At 28.3% G+C, this 20,905-nt stretch carries 21 protein-coding genes; 16 read left to right on the forward strand and 5 right to left on the reverse strand.

What is annotated here, in order from left to right:
- Positions 1-30: 30 nt before the first annotated feature.
- Positions 31-873: a DegV family protein gene (locus tag E5347_RS11150; protein ID WP_136007308.1), complete on the forward strand. Its 843-nt coding sequence runs from the start codon at positions 31-33 to the stop codon at positions 871-873.
- 66 nt (positions 874-939) lie between these two features.
- On the opposite strand, the gene E5347_RS11155 is transcribed toward E5347_RS11150, so the two are convergent.
- Both E5347_RS11155 and E5347_RS11160 read right to left on the reverse strand, forming a co-directional pair.
- Complete coding sequence (locus E5347_RS11155) at positions 940-1,377, reverse strand: hypothetical protein (protein WP_136007309.1); 438 nt, start codon at positions 1,375-1,377, stop codon at positions 940-942.
- Positions 1,378-1,493: 116 nt separating this feature from the next.
- Positions 1,494-2,303 carry a choline kinase family protein gene (locus tag E5347_RS11160; RefSeq protein ID WP_136007310.1) on the reverse strand — a complete coding sequence of 270 codons (810 nt, stop codon included), beginning with the start codon at positions 2,301-2,303 and terminating at the stop codon, positions 1,494-1,496.
- Between the two features lie 371 nt (positions 2,304-2,674).
- Between E5347_RS11160 and E5347_RS11165 the strand changes: the two genes are divergently transcribed.
- From E5347_RS11165 to E5347_RS11185, 5 genes are all read left to right on the forward strand, one after another.
- Positions 2,675-3,388 carry a gamma-glutamyl-gamma-aminobutyrate hydrolase family protein gene (locus tag E5347_RS11165; protein ID WP_136007311.1) on the forward strand — a complete coding sequence of 238 codons (714 nt, stop codon included), beginning with the start codon at positions 2,675-2,677 and terminating at the stop codon, positions 3,386-3,388.
- A 212-nt stretch (positions 3,389-3,600) separates the two neighbouring features.
- Positions 3,601-4,107, forward strand: a complete 507-nt coding sequence (locus E5347_RS11170) for a GNAT family N-acetyltransferase (RefSeq protein WP_136007312.1) — start codon at positions 3,601-3,603, stop codon at positions 4,105-4,107.
- Positions 4,108-4,364: 257 nt separating this feature from the next.
- Positions 4,365-4,826 carry a YdeI/OmpD-associated family protein gene (locus tag E5347_RS11175; protein ID WP_136007313.1) on the forward strand — a complete coding sequence of 154 codons (462 nt, stop codon included), beginning with the start codon at positions 4,365-4,367 and terminating at the stop codon, positions 4,824-4,826.
- Between the two features lie 80 nt (positions 4,827-4,906).
- A complete protein-coding gene (locus E5347_RS11180; RefSeq protein WP_136007314.1) occupies positions 4,907-5,659 on the forward strand; it encodes a MurR/RpiR family transcriptional regulator in 753 nt (250 codons plus the stop codon).
- A gap of 129 nt (positions 5,660-5,788) precedes the next feature.
- Positions 5,789-7,369 (forward strand): PTS transporter subunit EIIC, encoded by a 1,581-nt coding sequence (locus E5347_RS11185; protein ID WP_136007315.1) that lies wholly within the window; start codon positions 5,789-5,791, stop codon positions 7,367-7,369.
- A 148-nt stretch (positions 7,370-7,517) separates the two neighbouring features.
- Here E5347_RS11185 and E5347_RS11190 read toward each other — a convergent pair whose 3' ends face one another.
- Positions 7,518-7,709 (reverse strand): hypothetical protein, encoded by a 192-nt coding sequence (locus E5347_RS11190; RefSeq protein ID WP_136007316.1) that lies wholly within the window; start codon positions 7,707-7,709, stop codon positions 7,518-7,520.
- A gap of 260 nt (positions 7,710-7,969) precedes the next feature.
- Here E5347_RS11190 and E5347_RS11195 point away from each other — a divergent pair, with 260 nt between their 5' ends.
- The 8 genes from E5347_RS11195 (at position 7,970) to E5347_RS11230 (ending at position 18,036) form a co-directional block, all read left to right on the forward strand.
- Positions 7,970-9,301 (forward strand): 6-phospho-alpha-glucosidase, encoded by a 1,332-nt coding sequence (locus E5347_RS11195; RefSeq protein WP_136007317.1) that lies wholly within the window; start codon positions 7,970-7,972, stop codon positions 9,299-9,301.
- Between the two features lie 134 nt (positions 9,302-9,435).
- Positions 9,436-11,151, forward strand: a complete 1,716-nt coding sequence (gene ilvD / locus E5347_RS11200; protein ID WP_136007318.1) for a dihydroxy-acid dehydratase — start codon at positions 9,436-9,438, stop codon at positions 11,149-11,151.
- Between the two features lie 20 nt (positions 11,152-11,171).
- The gene (locus E5347_RS11205; protein WP_136007319.1) at positions 11,172-11,819 is read left to right on the forward strand and encodes a bifunctional 2-keto-4-hydroxyglutarate aldolase/2-keto-3-deoxy-6-phosphogluconate aldolase; all 648 of its coding nucleotides are present in this window, start codon (positions 11,172-11,174) and stop codon (positions 11,817-11,819) included.
- A gap of 1 nt (position 11,820) precedes the next feature.
- Entirely contained in the window at positions 11,821-12,825 is a 1,005-nt protein-coding gene (locus E5347_RS11210) for a sugar kinase (RefSeq protein ID WP_136007320.1), read from the forward strand.
- Between the two features lie 322 nt (positions 12,826-13,147).
- Positions 13,148-13,651: a GNAT family N-acetyltransferase gene (locus E5347_RS11215; RefSeq protein WP_136007321.1), complete on the forward strand. Its 504-nt coding sequence runs from the start codon at positions 13,148-13,150 to the stop codon at positions 13,649-13,651.
- 288 nt (positions 13,652-13,939) lie between these two features.
- On the forward strand, positions 13,940-15,673 hold the full coding sequence (locus tag E5347_RS11220) for an ABC transporter ATP-binding protein (protein ID WP_136007322.1): 1,734 nt from the start codon (positions 13,940-13,942) through the stop codon (positions 15,671-15,673).
- A complete protein-coding gene (locus E5347_RS11225; protein WP_136007323.1) occupies positions 15,666-17,450 on the forward strand; it encodes an ABC transporter ATP-binding protein in 1,785 nt (594 codons plus the stop codon). The genes E5347_RS11220 and E5347_RS11225 overlap by 8 nt, the downstream gene beginning before the upstream one ends.
- 76 nt (positions 17,451-17,526) lie before the next feature.
- Positions 17,527-18,036, forward strand: a complete 510-nt coding sequence (locus E5347_RS11230; protein ID WP_136007324.1) for a hypothetical protein — start codon at positions 17,527-17,529, stop codon at positions 18,034-18,036.
- 92 nt (positions 18,037-18,128) lie between these two features.
- Here E5347_RS11230 and E5347_RS11235 read toward each other — a convergent pair whose 3' ends face one another.
- The gene (locus E5347_RS11235) at positions 18,129-18,647 is read right to left on the reverse strand and encodes a DUF5698 domain-containing protein (protein ID WP_136007325.1); all 519 of its coding nucleotides are present in this window, start codon (positions 18,645-18,647) and stop codon (positions 18,129-18,131) included.
- A gap of 221 nt (positions 18,648-18,868) precedes the next feature.
- On the opposite strand from E5347_RS11235, the gene E5347_RS11240 reads away from it, so the two are divergent.
- Entirely contained in the window at positions 18,869-19,384 is a 516-nt protein-coding gene (locus E5347_RS11240) for an RNA polymerase sigma factor (protein ID WP_136007326.1), read from the forward strand.
- On the forward strand, positions 19,368-20,342 hold the full coding sequence (locus E5347_RS11245) for an anti sigma factor C-terminal domain-containing protein (protein ID WP_136007327.1): 975 nt from the start codon (positions 19,368-19,370) through the stop codon (positions 20,340-20,342). Before E5347_RS11240 ends, E5347_RS11245 begins: the two co-directional genes overlap by 17 nt.
- Positions 20,343-20,386: 44 nt before the next feature.
- On the opposite strand, the gene E5347_RS11250 is transcribed toward E5347_RS11245, so the two are convergent.
- Positions 20,387-20,701, reverse strand: coding sequence for a hypothetical protein (locus E5347_RS11250; RefSeq protein ID WP_136007328.1), 315 nt, complete (start codon positions 20,699-20,701; stop codon positions 20,387-20,389).
- Positions 20,702-20,905 lie beyond the last annotated feature (204 nt).

Here is a 20,905-nt window from a genome sequence, read left to right on the forward strand (position 1 = left end):
ACTAGATAAAATAGTGATAGGAGACTAAAGATGATTAAAATAATATCAGACTCATCTACCCTTTATTCAGTTGATGAGGGACAAGCTAATAATATAGATATTTCTCCATTAATTGTAACTATTAATGATAAAACTTATATGGAATATGAGGAAATTAATTCAGAAGAATTTATTGAGATTATCAATAAAGGACATGTTCCTAAATCTTCTCAACCATCTATAGGTGGTGTTTTAGAACTGCAAAATAAATATAAAGATGATGAAATAATTAATATTTCCATGGCAGATGGATTATCTGGAACATATAATTCAGCTTGTATGGCTAAAAATATGGATAGTAATCCAGATAGGATAGAAGTTATTAATTCACAAACTTTATGTGGACCTCATAGGTATTTAGTAGATTTAGCAGTTAAACTTGTAGAAGATGGATTAACTAAAAGCGAAATTGTAAATGTAATTAATAAGCTTAAAGATACATCTAGATCATTTTTAATTCCTCATGATTTTGATTTTCTAGTTAGAGGGGGAAGGATTTCTTCTTTATTAGGAAAAGTAGGAAGTGTGATAAGTTTAGTTCCCGTAATGACTTTATCTAGAGATGGTAAGGCAATGGAAAAGTTTACGGCAAAGAGAACTTATAAGAAGGCTATAAAAAAGATAGTAGATCATTTAAAGGAAATAGGTGTAAATAGTGATTATAAATACTATATTTCTCATGGTTGTAATATAGGGTTGGCTAAAGAAGCGGAAGCTATATTAAGAGAGATGGTTGAAAATATAGATTTAGAAATAAAGAAGCTAGGACCTGCTTTTATAACTCAAGGAGGACCAAGCTGTTTAGCAATCCAAGTAATAAAGAAATATAAATAGAATATATAAAGCTAAGGTAATATATGAATGGCTGTATCAAAATCTAAAATAAATTTGATACAGCCATTATTCCTCTTCATTCTCTTCTTCTTTTAATTCTTCATCTTTAAGTACAAGTAATTCGTAAAAGGCTTCAAGTCTAAGGAAATTAGCAAAGGCACTTAGAAGGTATGATATTTCTACCTTTCTATAAGCATTAAGGCTATTTTGCCTTTCTAAATAATCATTTTCTAGTCTTTTAGTTTTTAATCTATTTAAAGATACTACCCATAGTATTGAATACCCTAAAGCAATAATACTTTGACCCAAAAGAAACGTTCTAAAGGCAGAATCACTATTAGTTTCATCATTTAGTAATTCGTAAATATCTATTTTAGCACCATAAGCTATTATAAGATATCCTAAGGAGTTTAAGGTAGCTCCAAGAATTTCAGCTTGACCTATACTTAAATCTGAGTTTCTTATATATTCTTCTAATTCTTCTAAAAAATCATTATAGTCCAAGGTTAGAACTCCAAAGTATTGCTTCTTTATTATATGTAAGAAAGAAATAATTGTTAAACTGTAAAAAGAGAAAACTACTTAGATAAAATAGAGTATTTAATTAATTGAGTGTTTAATTAAAGATAGTTATTAATTAAATCATCTAATATCATATTTCCACCCAATCTGTAATCATAATGGCTATTGCTATTTATGGATTTTATAAAGCTCCAAGTGGCATTCCACAATTTTACTACAAAAATATAATTCTCTAGTTTTTCTTTTAAAGAAAGATTAAAATATCCAAAATAGCTATTAAGTAATTCCATCTTTAATTTATCATTTAAGAACCAAGATAAGGTAGCTAAATCAAAAAATATATCACCCATTCCTGAGAACTCAAAGTCAACAAAGAAAATATCACTTTCTGTATATAGTATATTTGAAGTATTTAAATCATTATGGCATAAACCTAAATCCATATTATTACGATAAATCTCTTCAATATATTTTAATTTATTCAATATTCCATTTAAATCATGGTGGAAGTTATAATTAATATCTTTTAAATAATCTATATTTTTATAAATTTCATTAAAAGGGTTAAAAAATATATCACATCTATTTGTATGTAGTTTTTTTAAAGATAACAAAGTATTATAAATAAAAGCTTTTGAGTTATATATTTCTAAAGTGATTTTACTTGATGGTATAAACTCACTAACTAAGACCCCTTTTGTATTATGATACTTAATTAAAGGTGAAATATTTAGTTGTGAAATAAGGTCTAATATTTTTCCTTCATTAATAAAGTTATTTTTATTATCTTTGCTTGGAACCCTTAATACATATTTTTTATTATTAATCTGAAATAAATAATTAGAATTGTTTAATCCTCCAATTTTAGTAAGGTTAATTTTCTTGTATTTACCTTTAAGTATATTCATAATATCTCTCCCATGAAAGTAAGTAATACGTATATTATATATTAATATTATAAATAATAAATAGCATATAAGTTGCAGTAAAATTTTTATATTCTATTAAACTAGTACATATGTAAACTTTCAGCTAGGTAATTACACAGTTAACTTATATAGAAATTAAAATATTGATACTTTCAATTAATGTAATTTACTCCAAAAACTATTTTACACTTTAAATAATATAAGTGGTAAAAATGCAGATTATTTATTGAATAATATATTCTTTAAGTATGAATAATTAGTTATATAGGGAACAAAAGTTATTGAACAAATGATATTATATAAGCAAGAGGAACTTTTAATAGTGAATATTGAAGAAAGGAGAATATATTATGAAGAAACCAATTATTGCAGTTACAGCACTATTTGATGATGAAAAAGAGAGTATTTGGATGTTACCTGCATATTTAAATGCCATAACTGATGCAGGTGGAATACCTGTTATTTTACCATTAATAGATAATGAAGAGGATATAAAAAATTTAGCTTATAGATTTGACGGATTTTTGCTAACAGGAGGACAAGATATAAATCCTAAAATATATAATGAAAAAAAAGAAAATTATTGTGGATATGTTAATACAGCAAGAGATACTATGGAAGCTATTTTACTTGGAGAAATCTTAAAATCAAACAAGCCTATTTTAGCTATTTGTAGAGGCTTTCAATTGATAACTTCATATTTAGGAGGAAGCTTATATCAAGACTTAAAGGTTGAGAAGTATAATCATAAAGAAAGTAATCATAGACAAGGAAAGCCTTATAATAAACTAGTTCATAAGATTATTATAAGTAAGGAATCTTTGCTATTTGATATAATTAAAAAAGAAGAGATTATGGTAAATACACTTCATCACCAAGGTGTAAAAAGTATATCTGATAAGGTGAGTATAGCTGGAATAACTGAAGATAATTTAATAGAAAGCATTTATTTAAAAAATAAAAAGTTTGTACTGGGGGTGCAATGGCATCCTGAACTATTATATAAGGATTTTGAAGATCAAAGAAAAATCTTTAATACCTTTATAAATAGTTGTAATAAATAAAATTACAGAAAAATACTTTTAATAACTTTAAATGGGAATTAAAACCTATAAATGGTAAATATAAGAATGCTATAAAAACTATGTAAAATAGGGATAAAATTAAAAAAAGAGAGATAAATTTAGATAACAAAGGATACTAATTTTTACTTATATTAGTAATAGAGTTAATATATCATTGTTAAATATAAAATATTAGCTAGGGAGTGTTCTTTGTGGAAATTAGTAATGTTGCCCTGAGTCAGGAAGTTTATAGGGCAGATGCTGAAAAAATATGTGATTGGCTTAATGATGAGGAAATAACAAGTTATTTAAATGAGGATTCTAATGCGCAAAAAAAATTAATGAGCGTAGTAAATAGAGTAAATATGCCTATACTAACTCATCTTTTCAATAATAACTGTAGATTTTTTACTATAAAAAACTTATATGGGACAATTGGTTTCTTAAGGCTAGTACCTAAAGGAAGTTTTGTAGAAATTGTGCTTGCAGTAGGTGAAAAGGAATTATGGGGTAAAGGTATTGGTCATAATGCAGTAGTTGAAGCTTTAAAGGTTGCCTTCTTTGAAATGAGAGCAGATAATGTAATTGCAAAAATAAAGAAGGTTAATAAAAGATCTCAAAATTTATTTAAAGGAATTGGGTTTAAAGAAGTTAGATTATTAGAAAATGAAATTGAATATCATATTAATAGAGATAATTTTTTTAAGATAGCTGCTTAATTAGTCTAATTAAAATGATTTAATATGTATACCTATAAACGTTATTGTAAATAAAAGTTTCGTTTATAGGTTTTTTTATAAGGATTTTTACATACTCTTATTTTATTCCAAGTTATAATTAGAGGGGGATAGCCAAACTACTAATATTTATAAGAAGAATTATTAGAAAAAATGAAAGTCAGTATTATACATTGAAATTAATCCATAATTTTATTAAAGTAAAATAATAGATTAATTAATACAGTTAGGAGTAATGTATGAAAAAATATAATTTTGAAGCAGAAATAAAAAAGCATGATGGAAAAGATGCAACATATATAGAGGTGCCTTTAGATATTGAAAAAGAGTTTGGAGCTAAGAGATTAAAGGTAAAAGTGAAATTTGATAATGTAGAATATAGAGGATCAGTTGTAAGGATGGGTTTACCTTGCTATATGATTGGAATAACAAAGGAAATAAGGAGCAAGATAGGTAAAAGCTTTGGTGATATAGTCAGTGTTGAATTAGAAAAAGATGAAGATGAAAGAAAAATAGAATTGCCAGAAGATTTTAAAGAAAAGCTTATATTAAATGAAAAGTCTTATGGATTTTATGAAAGTTTGTCTTATTCACAAAAAAGAAAGTATTTTCAATGGATAACATCAGCTAAGAAGGAAGAAACAAGAATGAAAAGAATTGAAGAAGTAATTAAAAAGTTAGAGGAGAAAATAAAGATATAATATTAGCATTTGTATAATTTATACAATGAAAAAGTTATCAAAATAATATATAATCTTCTTATAACGATGGAGGAGATTTAATGGATTTATCAAAGTTTATAGAAAATAAGGGGCTTACAGAAATAGAAATAAAGGTATTAAATTACATAGCAGATAATATAGACGAAGTTAATAAGCTTGGAGTAAGAGGTATTGCAAAAAATAATTTTACTTCTACATCTACAGTTATGAGACTTTCGAAGAAGTTGGGTTATTCTGGATTCTTAGAAATGCAATATAATTTGGCTGCTCTTAAGAAAAGTAACTTTGGGGATACTATAGATGAGAGAGGTTTTGTTGATAGCCTTAATATGGAGGGACTTTTACAGGGGAATAGCACTGAATGTATTGATAAATTTATTGATATATTATTTAGTGAAGATAACAAGTTTATTTTTATTTATGCAAATGGATTTTCGGGAATAGTCGCTGAATATATAAATAAGAAGCTATTAGTAATGGGGAAAAGATGCATATTATCCAATGGTACAGATTCAATAGGAGTTTTTGAAAATAATTTAGATTATATAAGTTCTATAATAGTAATATCAAAATCAGGGGAAACACCTATGGTTTTAAATAAGGTAAAGACAGCAAAAGAATATGGAATAGAAGTTGTATCCTTTACTAACGAAAGAGAAAATAGCATAAGTAAACTAGCAGATATAAGTTTTAAAATTGATGATGCAAATAAGTTAGACGATAGAAATTTAATGCCAAATACTTTTTTCCCAAAGGTATTAGTTTTAGTTGAGCTTTTAATATATGAGTATTATAAGCGAAAAAACAAGTAATCTAAGTAACGTGTTATCTAATTGGGTAACACGTTTTTTTGGACCTAAAATCTATATACAGATAGTAGCCTGCTAATTATAATGATAAATGTAAATGGTTTCTGAAAACGTAATGGAGGGAGATTAACTATGAAAGAAAAGATAATGACAAAACTACAAGACTTTTCTAAGGGGATGTTTGTACCAGTTTTAATATTACCAATTGCAGGTATAATAATAGCTATAGGTAATATATTAACAAATGCAAAATTAGCAGAGTACTTACCATTTCTTAAAAATGATATGGTATATGGACTTGGTAAAATGCTATCAGGCTCACTAGTTTCAATATTAACTAACTTAGGTATTATATTTTGTGTGGGACTAGCGGTTGGATTAGCAAAGAAGAAAAAGGCGGAGGCTGGATTTACTTCACTTTTAGTATTCTTAGTATTCATAAATGCAATGAATATATTTTTAACACTAACTGAAAAGCTAGCACCAGCAGATGCTTTAAGAGGAAGTGGACAAACTACTGTATTAGGAGTTCAAATTCTTGATATGGGAGTTTTCTTAGGAATTATATTGGGAATTGTTGTTGCCTATATACATAATAAGTTCTGTGAAAAAGAATTTGATGGAGCTTTCCAAATTTATGGAGGTTCTAGATTAGTATTTATAATATTAATACCAGTTACTGTTGGTTTAGCTGTATTATTTAGCTATGTATGGCCACCAGTACAAAATGTTATTAATAGTCTTGGTGAATTTATACAAGGTTCAGGAAATTTCGGTATATTTACGTATGGAGCATTAGAAAGATTATTAATCCCAACAGGATTACATCACTTAGTTTATACACCATTCTTATATAGTTCTTTAGGTGGAGTTGCAGAAATAGGAGGCCAAGTTTTTGAAGGTGCTAGAAATATATACTTTGCAGAAATGGCTGATCCAACAATAGCTAAACTTTCAGCAACAGTAATTTGGGATGCTAGAGGACTTTCTAAAATGTTTGGTTTAATAGGTGCATGTTTAGCTATGTATCACACAGCATTACCAAAAAATAAAACTAAGATTAAAGCTATATTAATACCAGCTGCTGTTACATCAATATTAGCAGGTGTTACAGAACCAATTGAATTCTCATTTATGTTCGCAGCACCAGTGTTATTTGTAATACATGGTATATTAAATGGTTTAGGTATGGTTGTATTAAATGTACTAGGAGTTACAGCAATAGGTCCAAATGGATTAATAGACTTCTTATTATATAACTTACCACTTGGAATAGAAAAAACAGGCTGGCCAATGTATGTATTAGTTGGGTTAGGACAATTTGTAGTTTACTATGTAATATTCAGATTTGTTATAACTAAATTCAAATTAAGAACTCCAGGAAGAGAAGAAGATGGAGATACTAAGCTTTATAGTAAGAGTGATTATAAAGAAAAAGTAGCATCAAAAGATTCTAATGGGGAATCAGGATTTGCACCTCTAATAGTAGAAGGATTAGGTGGAGCAGATAATATAGTTAAGGTTGATAACTGTTATACAAGATTAAGATTAATAGTAAAAGATTCATCTTTAGTTAATGAAGCCTTATTAAAGAATGAAACACAAGCTAATGGTGTTATTATAAAAGGAGAAAATGTCCAAGTAGTTTATGGACTAAAAGTTAATGGCGTTAGAAAGAGCGTTGATGAATTCCTTGGAATAGAGGCAAACTAATAGTCTACTGTTTAAAATGCGAAGCACTTTAAAATGAAAAAATTAAGATAATGAAAAAATGAAGGAAGAGGTTTTGCATTGCAAAACCTCTTTTGCTTTAAAATTTTTTATAGGAATTATTTAATTTTTAAATTTTTTCATCCTTTAATTAATTTTTATCAGTACTTTCATTAGCCTTAATTTCGTTAGTTTTAATTGATTTCTCAAGTCTATTAAGTCTTATTTGAATTTCTTTAAAATGTAAAGATAATTTTTCTTCCTGCTTTTTTAAAAGGTAAGGTATGTAAAATACAATATTAAAAATAATTAATAATGATAATAAAATTATTATAATTTCCAATTTGTAATCCCCCCTAGGTAAATACTAGTAATTAAATTGTATCATATAAATTTTAAATTATAAAAGTAATAAGATTGTGATAATAAAGAGAATTTGGGGAACAGGTTACAACCTAGAGTAACATGTTTTTTTGGCCTCCGAAATGGTTTACCTAGATATTTTACTGTTCTATAATGTGCTTGTAAGTAATAAAAATAATAAATTTCAAATATATAATATGACAATTTTTAAATATGTCATTAGTGAAAGGTGGAAGAAATATGGATAACAGAAAATTTTCCGTAGTAATAGCAGGTGGAGGAAGTACATTTACGCCAGGAATTGTAATGATGCTTTTAGATAATGCAGATAGATTCCCACTACGTAAATTAAAATTATATGATAATGATAAGGAACGTCAAGATACGATAGGGGCAGCATTAGAAATCTTATTAAAAGAAAGCTACCCAGAAGTAGAGTTTTCATATACAACAGATCCAGAAGAAGCCTTTACAGATGTAGATTTCTGTATGGCTCATATAAGAGTTGGTAAATATGAAATGAGAGAAAAAGATGAAAAGATTCCTCTAAAACATGGAGTTGTAGGACAAGAAACTTGTGGACCAGGTGGAATTGCATATGGAATGCGTTCAATAGGTGGAATGTTAGAATTAATAGACATGATGGAAAAGTATTCTCCAAATTGTTGGATGTTAAACTATTCAAATCCAGCTGCAATAGTAGCAGAAGCATGTCGTGTATTAAAGCCTAATTCAAAAGTACTAAATATTTGTGATATGCCAGTTGGAACATTAAGACGTATGTCTCAAATAGTTGGATTAACACCAGCTGATTTAGAAGTTAACTACTTTGGATTAAATCACTTTGGATGGTGGACAAGTGTTAGAGATAAGCAAGGAAATGATTTAATGCCACAGCTTAGAGCTTATGTTGCTGAAAATGGTTATTTAAATCAAGTTGAAGTAGATACTCAACATACTGAACCAAGCTGGCAAGAAACTCATAAGAAGGCTAAGGATTTAATTGCTTTAGATCCAAATTTCTTACCAAATACATACTTAAAATATTACCTATATCCAGATTACGTAGTAGAGCATTCTGATAAGGACTATACTAGAGCTAATGAAGTAATGAATGGAAGAGAAAAGAATGTATTTGAAGCTGCTAGAAATATAGTTAAAGCTGGAACAGCAAAGGGTGGAGAATTCCATATAGATGCTCATGCATCATTTATAGTTGATTTAGCTAGAGCAATAGCATACAACACTCATGAAAGAATGTTATGTATAGTTGAAAATAAGGGAGCTATTGAAAACTTTGATCCAACAGCTATGGTAGAAGTTCCATGTATAGTTGGAAGTAATGGTCCAGAACCTTTAGTTCAAGGAAGTATTCCAAGATTTGAAAAAGGATTAATGGAACAACAAGTAGCTGTTGAGAAGTTAGTAGTTGAAGCATGGATAGAAGGAAGCTATCAAAAATTATGGCAAGCATTAACATTATCTAAGACAGTTCCAAGTGCAAAAGTTGCTAAGGAAGTTTTAGATGACTTAATTGAAGCAAATAAGGAATACTGGCCAGAATTAAAATAGTTTACAAATACTTTAAGTAATTACTTAAGATTAATATAAATAAAAATAACCTTAAGATAAGAGATATAGCTCGGAGTGTTGTAACATATCCGAGCTATGACTTTAATTTTAAATAATATAAGGGGTGAATAAAAATGATTAGCCAAGAAATAAGAAAAATTGCTCCAGAAATGGATCCGTTACGTAGGGGAATGGGATGGTCAGTTGATGATTTATCTAAACCTCAAATTATAATAGAAAGTACTTTTGGAGATAGCCATCCAGGAAGTGTTCATCTTTTGAAGTTTGCTAATAATGCAGTTCTAGGAGTTAATGAGAAAGGTGGAAAGGCTGCAAGATATTTTGCAACAGATATATGTGACGGTATGGCTCAAGGTCATGATGGTATTAACTATTCATTAGCGTCAAGAGATACAATAACATCACTTATTGAAATACATGCAAATGCAACACCTTTTGATGGTGGAGTATTTATTTCAAGTTGTGATAAGGCAGTACCATCACATCTAATGGCAATTGGAAGAATAAATATACCATCAATTATCGTTACTGGAGGAGTAATGGAAGCAGGACCAAACCTTCTAACTTTAGAGCAGATAGGTGCTTATAGTGCAATGCAAAAACGTGGTGAAATTACTGAAGAAGAATTAACTTACTATAAGCATAATGCGTGTCCATCATGTGGATCATGTTCATTTATGGGAACAGCAGCTACTATGCAAGTTATGGCTGAGGCTTTAGGGTTAATGTTACCAGGGAGTGCATTAATGCCAGCAACTTGTAAGGATTTAGAAGAGGTTGCAATTGAAGCAGGAAAACAAATTATTGAGCTTGCTAAAATGAATTTAAAAGCTAGAGATATAGTAAGTAAAAAGTCTTTTGAAAATGCTATAGTTATCCATGCTGCAATTTCAGGATCTAGTAATTCACTTTTACATATTCCAGCTATTGCTCATGAATTTGGAATAGATATAGATGAAGAAACATTTGATAGAATCCACAGATATGCACCATATTTATTAAATATAAGACCAGCAGGAAAATGGCCAGCTGAATACTTCTACTATGCAGGTGGTGTACCAGCAATTATGGAAGAAGTTAAGGATTTACTTCATTTAGATGTAATGACTGTTACAGGTAAGACTTTAGGAGAAAACCTAGAAGACTTAAGGAAAAATGGTTTTTATGATAGATGCAATGAGTATTTAAATAAGGTTGGTTTAAAAAGAGAAGATGTTATAAGACCATTTAATAATCCTATTGGAAGTAACGGAGCTATAGCTATTTTAAAAGGAAATATTGCACCAGAGGGGGCAGTAGTTAAACATTCTGCTGTACCAAAAGAAATGCATAAAGCAATATTAAAGGCTAGACCTTTTGATAGTGAAGAAGAAGCTATAGAAGCAGTACTTACTAAGAAAATACAACCTGGAGATGCAGTATTTATTAGATATGAAGGTCCAAAGGGAAGCGGAATGCCAGAAATGTTCTACACAACAGAAGCTATTTCTTCAGATAAGGAATTATCAGCTAGTATAGCACTTATTACAGATGGAAGATTCTCAGGAGCTTCAAAGGGACCAGCTATAGGACATGTATCACCTGAAGCAGCAGTTGGAGGTCCAATAGCACTAGTAGAGGAAAATGACTTAATTGAAATTGATATAGAGAAGAGAATACTTCAAATAATCGGAGTCAATGGAGAAAGATTAAGTCTTGATGAAATAGATAATATCTTAGCTCAGCGTAAAAAGTTATGGAAGCCAAGAGGGAATAAATATAAGTCAGGAATTTTAAAAATATTTTCAGATAAAGCAGTTTCACCTATGAAGGGCGGATATATGGAATAAATCATAAGGAGAGAGTAATCATGAAAAGGATAAAAGTATTAAGTGCATTAAAGAAATGTGGAGTAGTTGCAGTTGTTAGAGGAACAACTAAAGAAACTGGGGTTAAGATCTCAGAAAGCTGTATAAAAGGAAATGTTAAGGCTATAGAAGTTACTTATACTAATAAGTATGCAAATGAAATAATTAAAGAGTTATCAGAAAAATATATAAAAAATGATGATGTTGTAATAGGAGCAGGAACAGTTTTAGATGCTGAAACTGCAAGAATGGCTATATTATCAGGAGCAGAATATATAGTTTCACCATCTTTTAATAAAGATACTGCTACACTTTGTAATAGATATAATGTAGCTTATATTCCAGGAGTAATGACTATAAATGAAATAGTTACTGCTTATGAAAGTGGAGTAGATGTAGTTAAGCTTTTCCCAGGAAATACCTTTGGCCAAGGATATATCTCATCAGTTAAAGCGCCGCTTCCACATGCTAATATTATGGTTACAGGTGGAGTTAATTTAAATAATATAGATGAATGGATAAAAGCTGGAGCTGATGTTGTTGGTATTGGTGGAGAATTAAACAAGCTAGGCGAAGCCGGAAAGTTTGATGAAATAGAAGCTACTTGTAATGAATATGTTAAAAAGCTTGAAAGTGCAAGGGGGATTTAAAGTGAGAGTTGCAGCTTTTGGGGAAGTATTATTAAGGTTAGCTACTAATAAAGGACTTCGTATTTCTAACTCTAGGGAATTAAATATTAATTACGGTGGAGCTGAAACTAATGTTTTAGTTGGTTTAGGCAACTTTGGTATTGAAACTAGACTTATCAGCAAGATATCTGATGATGGATTTGGAGATGCTATTATTTCTTACTTAAAATCTAATTCAGTGGATACAAGCTTTATAAATCAAGGAGAAGGTAGAACTCCTATTTATTATTTAGAAGTTGGTAGTGGAAATAGAAATTCTAAAGTTATTTATGATAGAAAAAACTCCATATTCTCAGATATAAATGAAGAAGATATTGATATAGTAGAAGCCTTAAAAGGAGTAGATATACTTCATTTAACAGGAATTACTATGGCAATTTCAGAAAAAACTAGGGCTTTAGCATATAAAATATTAAATTACTGTAGAGATAATAATATCTTAGTAAGTTATGATTCAAATTATAGAGCTAGAATGTGGTCTTTAGAGGAAGCAAGCAAGGTTACTAACGAAATACTTCCTTATGTGAATATTTATTCTGCTGGGATCTTAGATGCTGAAAATATATTAGGTTTAAATAATAATAAAGAAGATAAAGCTGAAAAACTAAAAGATTATTATGATGAAATTATAAAAACATATCCAAATATAAAATATATATTTTCATCTTTTAGAGGAATAAAGTCTGCATCTTCAAATACTTTACAATGCAATTTTTATACTAATAATGAATTACATCAATCGAAGATTTATGATATAGATGATATTGTAGATAGAGTAGGGGGAGGAGATGCCTTAACTACTGGGATACTATATGGAATATTATCAAATAAAGATCCAATGTATATATCTGAGTTTGCAGCAGCTAATTCTGTTTTAAAACATAGCATATATGGAGATGGAAACTTAGTAAAAGTAGATGAAGTTGAAAGCCTGATGAAAGACGGAGTAGGGAAAATAGGCAGATAGGGAAGTGCTGGCGCACAATTAAGAATTAATAATTAAAAATGAAGAATTAAGGATGTTTTGCAGACAAAACTTAAGTTTTATAATGCGAAGCATTTTAAATGAAAAAATGAAGGAATGAAAGAATGAATAGAAGAGGTTTTGCCAGGCAAAACCTTCTTTATTTTAAAGATATTCTTATAAAAAATCTGTAAAGATTTTTATAAAATAATTCTTTCATTTTTTAATTTTTTTATTCTTTAATTAATAAAATGCTTCGCATTTTGTGGCAACTGGTGCTTTACTTGGTGTATAATACTAAAAAGTATTATTTTTAGGAGGGGCTATGAATTTTAGGAAGACAACTGAAAAAGATTTAAAATCAGTAATTAAAATAATTGATGAAGCAAAGGAATTTTTGAAAAATAATAATATTGACCAATGGCAAAATGGTTATCCGAATGAAGATGTTATATTAAAGGATATAGAAAATGATAATAGCTATGTTTTAGAGGATAATGGTGAAATAATTGCAACTACAGTATTATCTTTTGATGGAGATAAAAACTATGATGTTATAGAAGATGGGAATTGGATAACTAATAATAAATATGGAGTTGTTCATAGAATTGCAGTTTCAAGAAAGTATAGTAAAAAAGGAATAGGGAAATTTATTATTAAAATTTCTGAAGATATAGCTAGAGAAAATAACATAAAAAGTATGAGAGCAGATACTCACAAAGATAATAAAACAATGCAAAGTTTACTTTTGAAAAATGGATATGAGTATTGTGGGATAATTTTTGTTGAAGATGGTACAGAAAGATTAGCTTTCGAAAAAGTACTGTAAAATGAAAGAATAATAATGTATATATTGAATAAATTTAGTAAAATCTATGGTTAATTCTATAGATTTTTAATTTTGTGTATGTTACAATATTATGATGATTTTACTGTATCAATAATAAGTGTTAAATAATACAATTATTATTACTTGTTTTATATTTTATTAATTCATACGGTTTTTAAATAAGTATAGAGTATTATATTATGGACCTTTATAAAAGAAAGGAAAAGTAATATTATATTTCATACTTTTTTATTACTTAAAATTTACGAAAGGAAGTGAAATACAGCTATGAAATTAATATTAAAGTACTTAAAGAATTATAAGTCAATTCTTCTATTAAATGTAATATCGGTATTTGGTTTTGCCTTAGTTGAACTTGGTATTCCAACTATTATGGCAAAGGTTATCGATACAGGAATAATAAATAGTGATATAAATTATATTAAGAAAATGGGATTAATTATAGGCTTTATATCTATAGTGGGAGTTCTTGGAACAATTCTACTAGGTTATTGTTCATCAAGAATATCTTCAGGAATAACTAGGGATATTAGAAATGATATTTTTAAAAAAGCTCAAGAATTTTCTCACACTGAATATGATAAGTTTGGTGTATCATCTATGATAACTAGAACTACAAATGATGCATTTGTAATTCTACAATTTACTAATACACTGCTAAGGACAGCATTGCTTACTCCAGTAATGTTTACAGTAAGCTTAGTAATGATACTTAAAACTAGTCCATCATTGTCTTTAGTTTTAGCTGTTGTAATTCCATTTATTATACTAGGAGTTATGATTATTGCAAAAACTTCAGAACCATTATCTGAAAAACTGCAAAGAAGACTAGATAAGTTAAATAGAATTTCTAGAGAAAATTTAACTGGTATAAGAGTTATAAGAGCCTTTGGAAATGATAAACACGAAGGAGAAAGATTTGGAGAAACTAATGAGTCATATGCAGATGTATCTAAAAAGTTAAACAAGCTTATGGCAGTGTCTCAGCCAACCTTCTTTTTCCTTCTTAATGTGGCTATTATAGCTATTTTCTGGATATCCAGTAAGATGATTAATGTAGGAACGCTTCAAGTAGGGCAATTAGTAGCATTTATAGAATATTTATTCCATGCAATGTTTTCTATTATGTTATTTTCAATGGTTTTCGTTATGTATCCAAAAGCACAAGTTTCAGCTAATAGAATAATGGAGATTTTAAATGAAGAAAGCATAATAAAAAGCCCTAAAAATGGGGTTAAAGAAACAGAAATAAAGGGTCTAGTTGAATTTGAAAATGTATCCTTTACTTATCCTAATGGAGAAGCTCATGTTCTTAAGGATATTTCCTTTAAGGCTAAAAAGGGTGAAACTATTGCCTTTATAGGAAGTACTGGTAGTGGTAAAAGTACATTAATAAATTTAATTCCTAGATTTTATGATGTAACAGAAGGTAGTATAAAAATAGATGGAGTAGATGTAAGAGATTATGATTTAAAAGCTCTTCGTAAGAAAATAGGATTTATTCCACAAAAGACACTGTTATTTACAGGCAGTATATCTAGTAATATTAGATTTGGTAAGAAAAATGCTGAGACAGGTGAAGTAGAATATTCAGCAAAAGTAGCTCAAGCTTATGACTTTATTTCTCGTAAGCCTAAGAGATTTGATGAACCAATTAGTGAAGGTGGATCTAATGTATCTGGTGGTCAAAAGCAAAGACTTTCAATAGCTAGAGCTATAGTAAGAAGACCTGAAATATATATATTTGATGATAGTTTCTCAGCTTTAGACTTTAAAACAGACGCTGTTTTAAGAAAGAAACTTAAGTCAGAAACAAAGGATTCCGTAGTATTAATAGTAGCTCAAAGAATAGGCTCTATTATGGATGCAGATAAAATTATAGTACTAAATGAAGGTGAAGTAGTTGGAATAGGTAAACATAAAGATTTATTAAAAACTTGTGAAATATATCATGAAATAGCTTCATCACAACTTACAGAGGAGGAATTAAGCAATGAATAAGTTTAAATCAGTTGTTAAAAAGATATCTCCTTTTGTTAGTAAATATAAATGGTCTTTCTTTGGTGCAATATTATTTATAGTTTCAGCTGCTGTTTTTACAGCTATAGCGCCAAGAACAGAAGGACTTATTATAACTCAATTAACTAAAGATTTTGAAGCTATAGTAAAAGGAATTACTGGAGCAGAAGTTAATTTTAGTTACATTGTAAAAGTATTAGTTGTTTTATTTATTGTTTATATAGGAAGTGCTGGTTCAACATTTATAGCTAGTTTCTTATTAACAAATGCAATTCAAAATACAATGAAGGATATAAGAAATTCAGTTCAAAGAAAAATAAGTAAACTTCCAATTAAATATTTTGATAGTAATAGCTATGGAGATGTTTTAAGTAGAATTACTAATGATGTTGATACAATATCAAATGCGCTTCAACAAAGCTTTGTTCAAGTAGTTAATGCAGTGTTATCATTAAGTTTAGCTTTAATAATGATGTATTCCATAAATATTAAGTTAGCTTTATTAGCTACTTTAATAATACCTTTAAGTCTTATTATTACTAAGATAATAGTAAATAAATCACAAAAGCTATTTAATAGGCAACAAGCTTCTTTAGGTAAGCTTAATGGAAGAGTACAAGAAATGTACACTGGATTTAATGAAATAAAATTATATGGCAAAGAAGATGATGCTCTTAAGGACTTTATGGAAGCTAATGAAGAACTTAGAGCCACAGGATTTAAGGCCCAATTTATCTCAAGTATTATGTCTCCTTTAGTAAGTCTTGTAAGTTATTTAGGAATTGCAGTTATAGGTGTAGTTGGAGCTATTATAGCTTTAGCTGGAGGAATTACAGTAGGTAATCTTCAAGCCTTTATAAGATATATTTGGCAAATAAATCAGCCTTTATCACAGGTAACGCAATTATCTTCAGCAATGCAATCAGCAGTTTCAGCAACTCATAGAGTATTTGAGTTCCTTGAAGAAGAAGAGGAAGTACATGATATTGAAAATACTATTAAAGTAGAAGAACCAAAAGGAAATGTAACTTTTGAACATGTAAGATTTGGATATAGTGAAGATAAGGTATTAATAGAGGACTTAAGTGCAGAAGTTAAAAGTGGCCAAATGGTTGCTATAGTAGGACCAACTGGAGCAGGAAAGACTACACTTATTAATTTATTAATGAGATTCTACGAAATTCAAGGTGGTTCAATTAAAATTGATGGTGTAGATATAAGAGATATGAAACGTGAAGATTTACGTTCTATTTTTGGAATGGTTCTTCAAGATACTTGGTTATATAATGGAAGCATTTATGACAATATAAAATATGGAAGGTTTGAAGCAACTAAAGAAGAAGTAATAGAAGCAGCTAAAATTGCTAACGTACATCACTTTATAAAAACTCTTCCTGATGGATATGATATGTTATTAAATGAAGAAGCTTCTAATATATCTCAAGGTGAAAAGCAATTATTAACTATTGCTAGAGCTATTCTTAAAGATCCAGCTATATTAATTCTTGATGAGGCAACTAGTTCAGTAGACACTAGACTAGAATTATTACTTCAAAAAGCTATGAGAAATATAATGAAGGGTAGAACTAGCTTTGTTATAGCTCATAGGCTTTCAACTATAAGAAGTGCTGATTTAATATTAGTTATTAATGATGGTAATATTATTGAACAAGGAACTCATGAAGAGTTAATGAAGCAAGGTGGTTTTTATGAAAATCTTTATAATAGCCAATTTGCTGATAAAGAAGAAGTAAATTAATTTTAACATTAATAGTACCCCACTTTAAGGTAATGCATAGTTTATATTATAGCTATGGCTTAGAGGTGGGGTTTTTTTGGCTAGAAGAAGGCATCATAGGAGAAGAGGAAGGGCAGCAGCTGACTTCTTTGGAGGTAGAAGAGCAGAAGAGGCGAGAGTAGATACAAGTACAGGAGAAGCAAGAGAAGCAGGAGAAGAAAGCACGACGCAAAGTAGAGAAGAACTACTGAAGGAATTAGGAATAATAAATTTAAGTTTAGAAACAGTTCAAATAATAGTCTTTGCTACACTTCTAAACCTTTATTATGTGTATAGTTTAAGAGCTCAAACTATAGATGCCTTGTGTGACACAGATTTAAGTGATAATTTTATAGATACAACAAACTTTCCAAGAATAACAAATGATATATTTCTATATACTACAGGAGTTTTTTTAATATTAAATTATACTCTCTTTCAAGAAAGTGCATGTGAACATAAAGATGATTTAGATAATAAAGAGGTAGGTGCAGCCAGAAGATCATTTTTGGCAAGTTTATTTACTTTTCTAGCTGTAACTTTAAGTAGAAATAATTTAGAATTATAATAAGAGGTAATATCAAAAATAATTTAAATTTGATATTACTTCTTTTTTATTTAATGACTTAAGTATTTAAATAAATATATTTGTTGTTCTTTCTAAAGTTTTTTCAGTTGCTTAGTAATATATCCACCTCTAAATTGAGTAGGCTCATATGAAACTATAAAGGCATTTTTTTCAAAGGATTGAATTAAAGATATAACTTCATTTTCTCTACTTCTATGAGAAACAATTTCAAGTTTGTATCTTTTTTCTTTATTTATTCCCTCGCCTTCATATGTGGTAACTCCAAATCTTAGCTCTCTAAGTTTATTTATTAAATCTTCATTATAATTAGTTAAATTAACATGAATTGACCTATATCCTATAGCAAGCTTTTCTTCAATTTTTCCACCTATATAGACACCTATGCCATAGCCTAAGATATAAGAACCTATATTTAAAAAGTTTTTTAAGTCAGAAAAAACAATTCCTAGGCTAACTATATAAATAATTGCTTCTAAAAAAGCAAAAAGTGATGCCTGTACCTTTTTACCTTTAACAACAAAGGTAGTACGTAAAGTAAGAAGTGGAACATAAATTAACTGCAATATAAATATTGCTAATGCATTTATCAAAATAATCCCTCCTTTTTACACTTTATTATATAGTAAGAAGGGAAAAATTTCATATTAGGGATATTTAAGTATAGACAGTAATTTGTAGTATTTGGGATAATAAGATGGGTAATGTTTGATTTTAAAAGATTTAATTATAAAAAGTCTAATATCATTGTACACATTTTAGATACTTAATTGTCTTATTAGTATAAGGCCTTAATCTTAAGAAGGGAGAAGTAATGGATAAAGATTTAATTATTAATTTATATAAAGAGCAGTTTAATATTATTTGTCTTTATTTAATAAAGTGTGGATGTAGAACTAGTGATGTTGAAGATATAGTTCAAGATAGTTTTATAAAAGCTATGGAATACATAACAGAAGTAAATATTAAAAATATACCTTCTTGGTTATTTAAAGTGTCTATAAATAATTATAAAAATATGGTTAAAAGGGGTAAAATCATAAACTCTAAATCTATTTATGAAGGTAACTTTTATGAAGAATTAGTAGATAATTTTAATTTAGAAGAAAATATTTTAAATAAAGAAAAGTCAATGGAGATATTAAAAATTTTAAACTTATTAAAAGAAGAGTATAGAGGTTTAATTATATTAAAATATGAAATGGATTTAAGTTATAAGGAAATATCAGTTTTATTAGGGTTAGATGAAAATACAGTTAAAGTGTATTTGTACAGAGCAAGAAATAATTTTAAAAGGGAGTGGAATAAGATAAATGAAGGATATAGATAATTTTTTAGATGAGAAGAAATTTAAAAAATCTATTATAAGGGCTAAGATTAAATTAACTATAAAGATAATATGTATATCAGCTTTAGTTTTTATTTTAGGAAGTGTTATTAATAGTAAATTATCTTTAAAATATAGTAATATGTCATATGAAAAAGAAGAAGCAATAGTCAAATTAACTATACCTAATGGATATATAAGTGAATCTAGTGACTTTATAGGTGTATTAGGTGGAACAAGCTTTAAAAAAATATCTAAAAATATAGGTGGAAAAAATATAATTATAAATGATTCTATTACTAAATTTGGAATTAATGGAGAACAGGATAGAAACATATATGGAAGGGTTAGTGGTGGTGGATATAGCAACTCTGACAATGAATGGCCTGTTTCTATTAATAAGTATGGTTATAAAAAGCTAAGATTTTTTCATCCAGAATTAGATTATAAAGAGTATCAAAATGATTTAGATAAAATAGAAAAAATACCGGATGGGAAAATTATTGAATTAGCTATTTCTTTTGATAAAGCATACAGTATTTATGAATTAAATATGCTCCAAAGTAAATTGGAAAATGTAGAAATAAAATGGCTATGGTTAGATGAATTTACTAATGAAAAAATGGATGAGTTTAAATATGAAATTGAAAATTATGATTCTAAATCTACAGGAATAGAAGAAGGAGAAGTAATTGGTATAGAATGCTATAATTCTAAATATTTTAATATAAATGATTATAATGAAAAATATGATGAGTTAATAGATTTCCTTAATAAAAGCCCCTATATAAATCATAAACAACTATATGATGAAATAGTGGAAAGAGGAATGACTTCAGCTGATGATGCAGAAATTTTAGGAGTAGTAGTACATGGAACTAAGGAAGACCTAAAAGAAATAGTTGGATTACCAATAATAAAAGCTAGTTCTTTTGGAATAATTACAGATCCAATATATTAAAAAAGGAGCTGCTATAAAAAACAGCTCCTTTGATATTTAGTATCTTAAGAATTAATCCACTCAACTACTCCAGGAGTTAAAGATGCAACATCATCTTTAGCTACTTTTGTTACGAAAAGTAAATCACCTGATTCTAAAAATGGCTTTATCTTTTCAGATATTTCATTTGCCTTAGAAGTAGATTTAACTAAGTAGCTATCTGGCATAAAGTTAGCCCAAGCACCAAAAGATTTTATAGTTGCAACTATATCATAATCATCACGATGATGGTGATGATGTTCATGATCGTGATCATGACCTTCACAGCCACATGAATGAGAATTTTCGTTTAAATAAAAAGTTATTGCGTAAGTTTCCATATTTACCACCTTAAAAATATATTTCTTATATAAATAATAATATATAACATAAATAAATGCTAGTAAATATTAACTAGAAAAAAATATATAGGAAAAATAATAATTTTGTTATAAAATAGAAATGTTAAAATGTGGTGATGTCACATAATGTGAAATTTAGAATGTATATAAGTTGTAAAAAAGACCTACTTTCTATTAAATTTA

It is taken from the genome of Clostridium sartagoforme (genome assembly GCF_004794105.1).
GTDB classification, from domain to species: Bacteria; Bacillota; Clostridia; order Clostridiales; family Clostridiaceae; genus Clostridium; species Clostridium sartagoforme_B.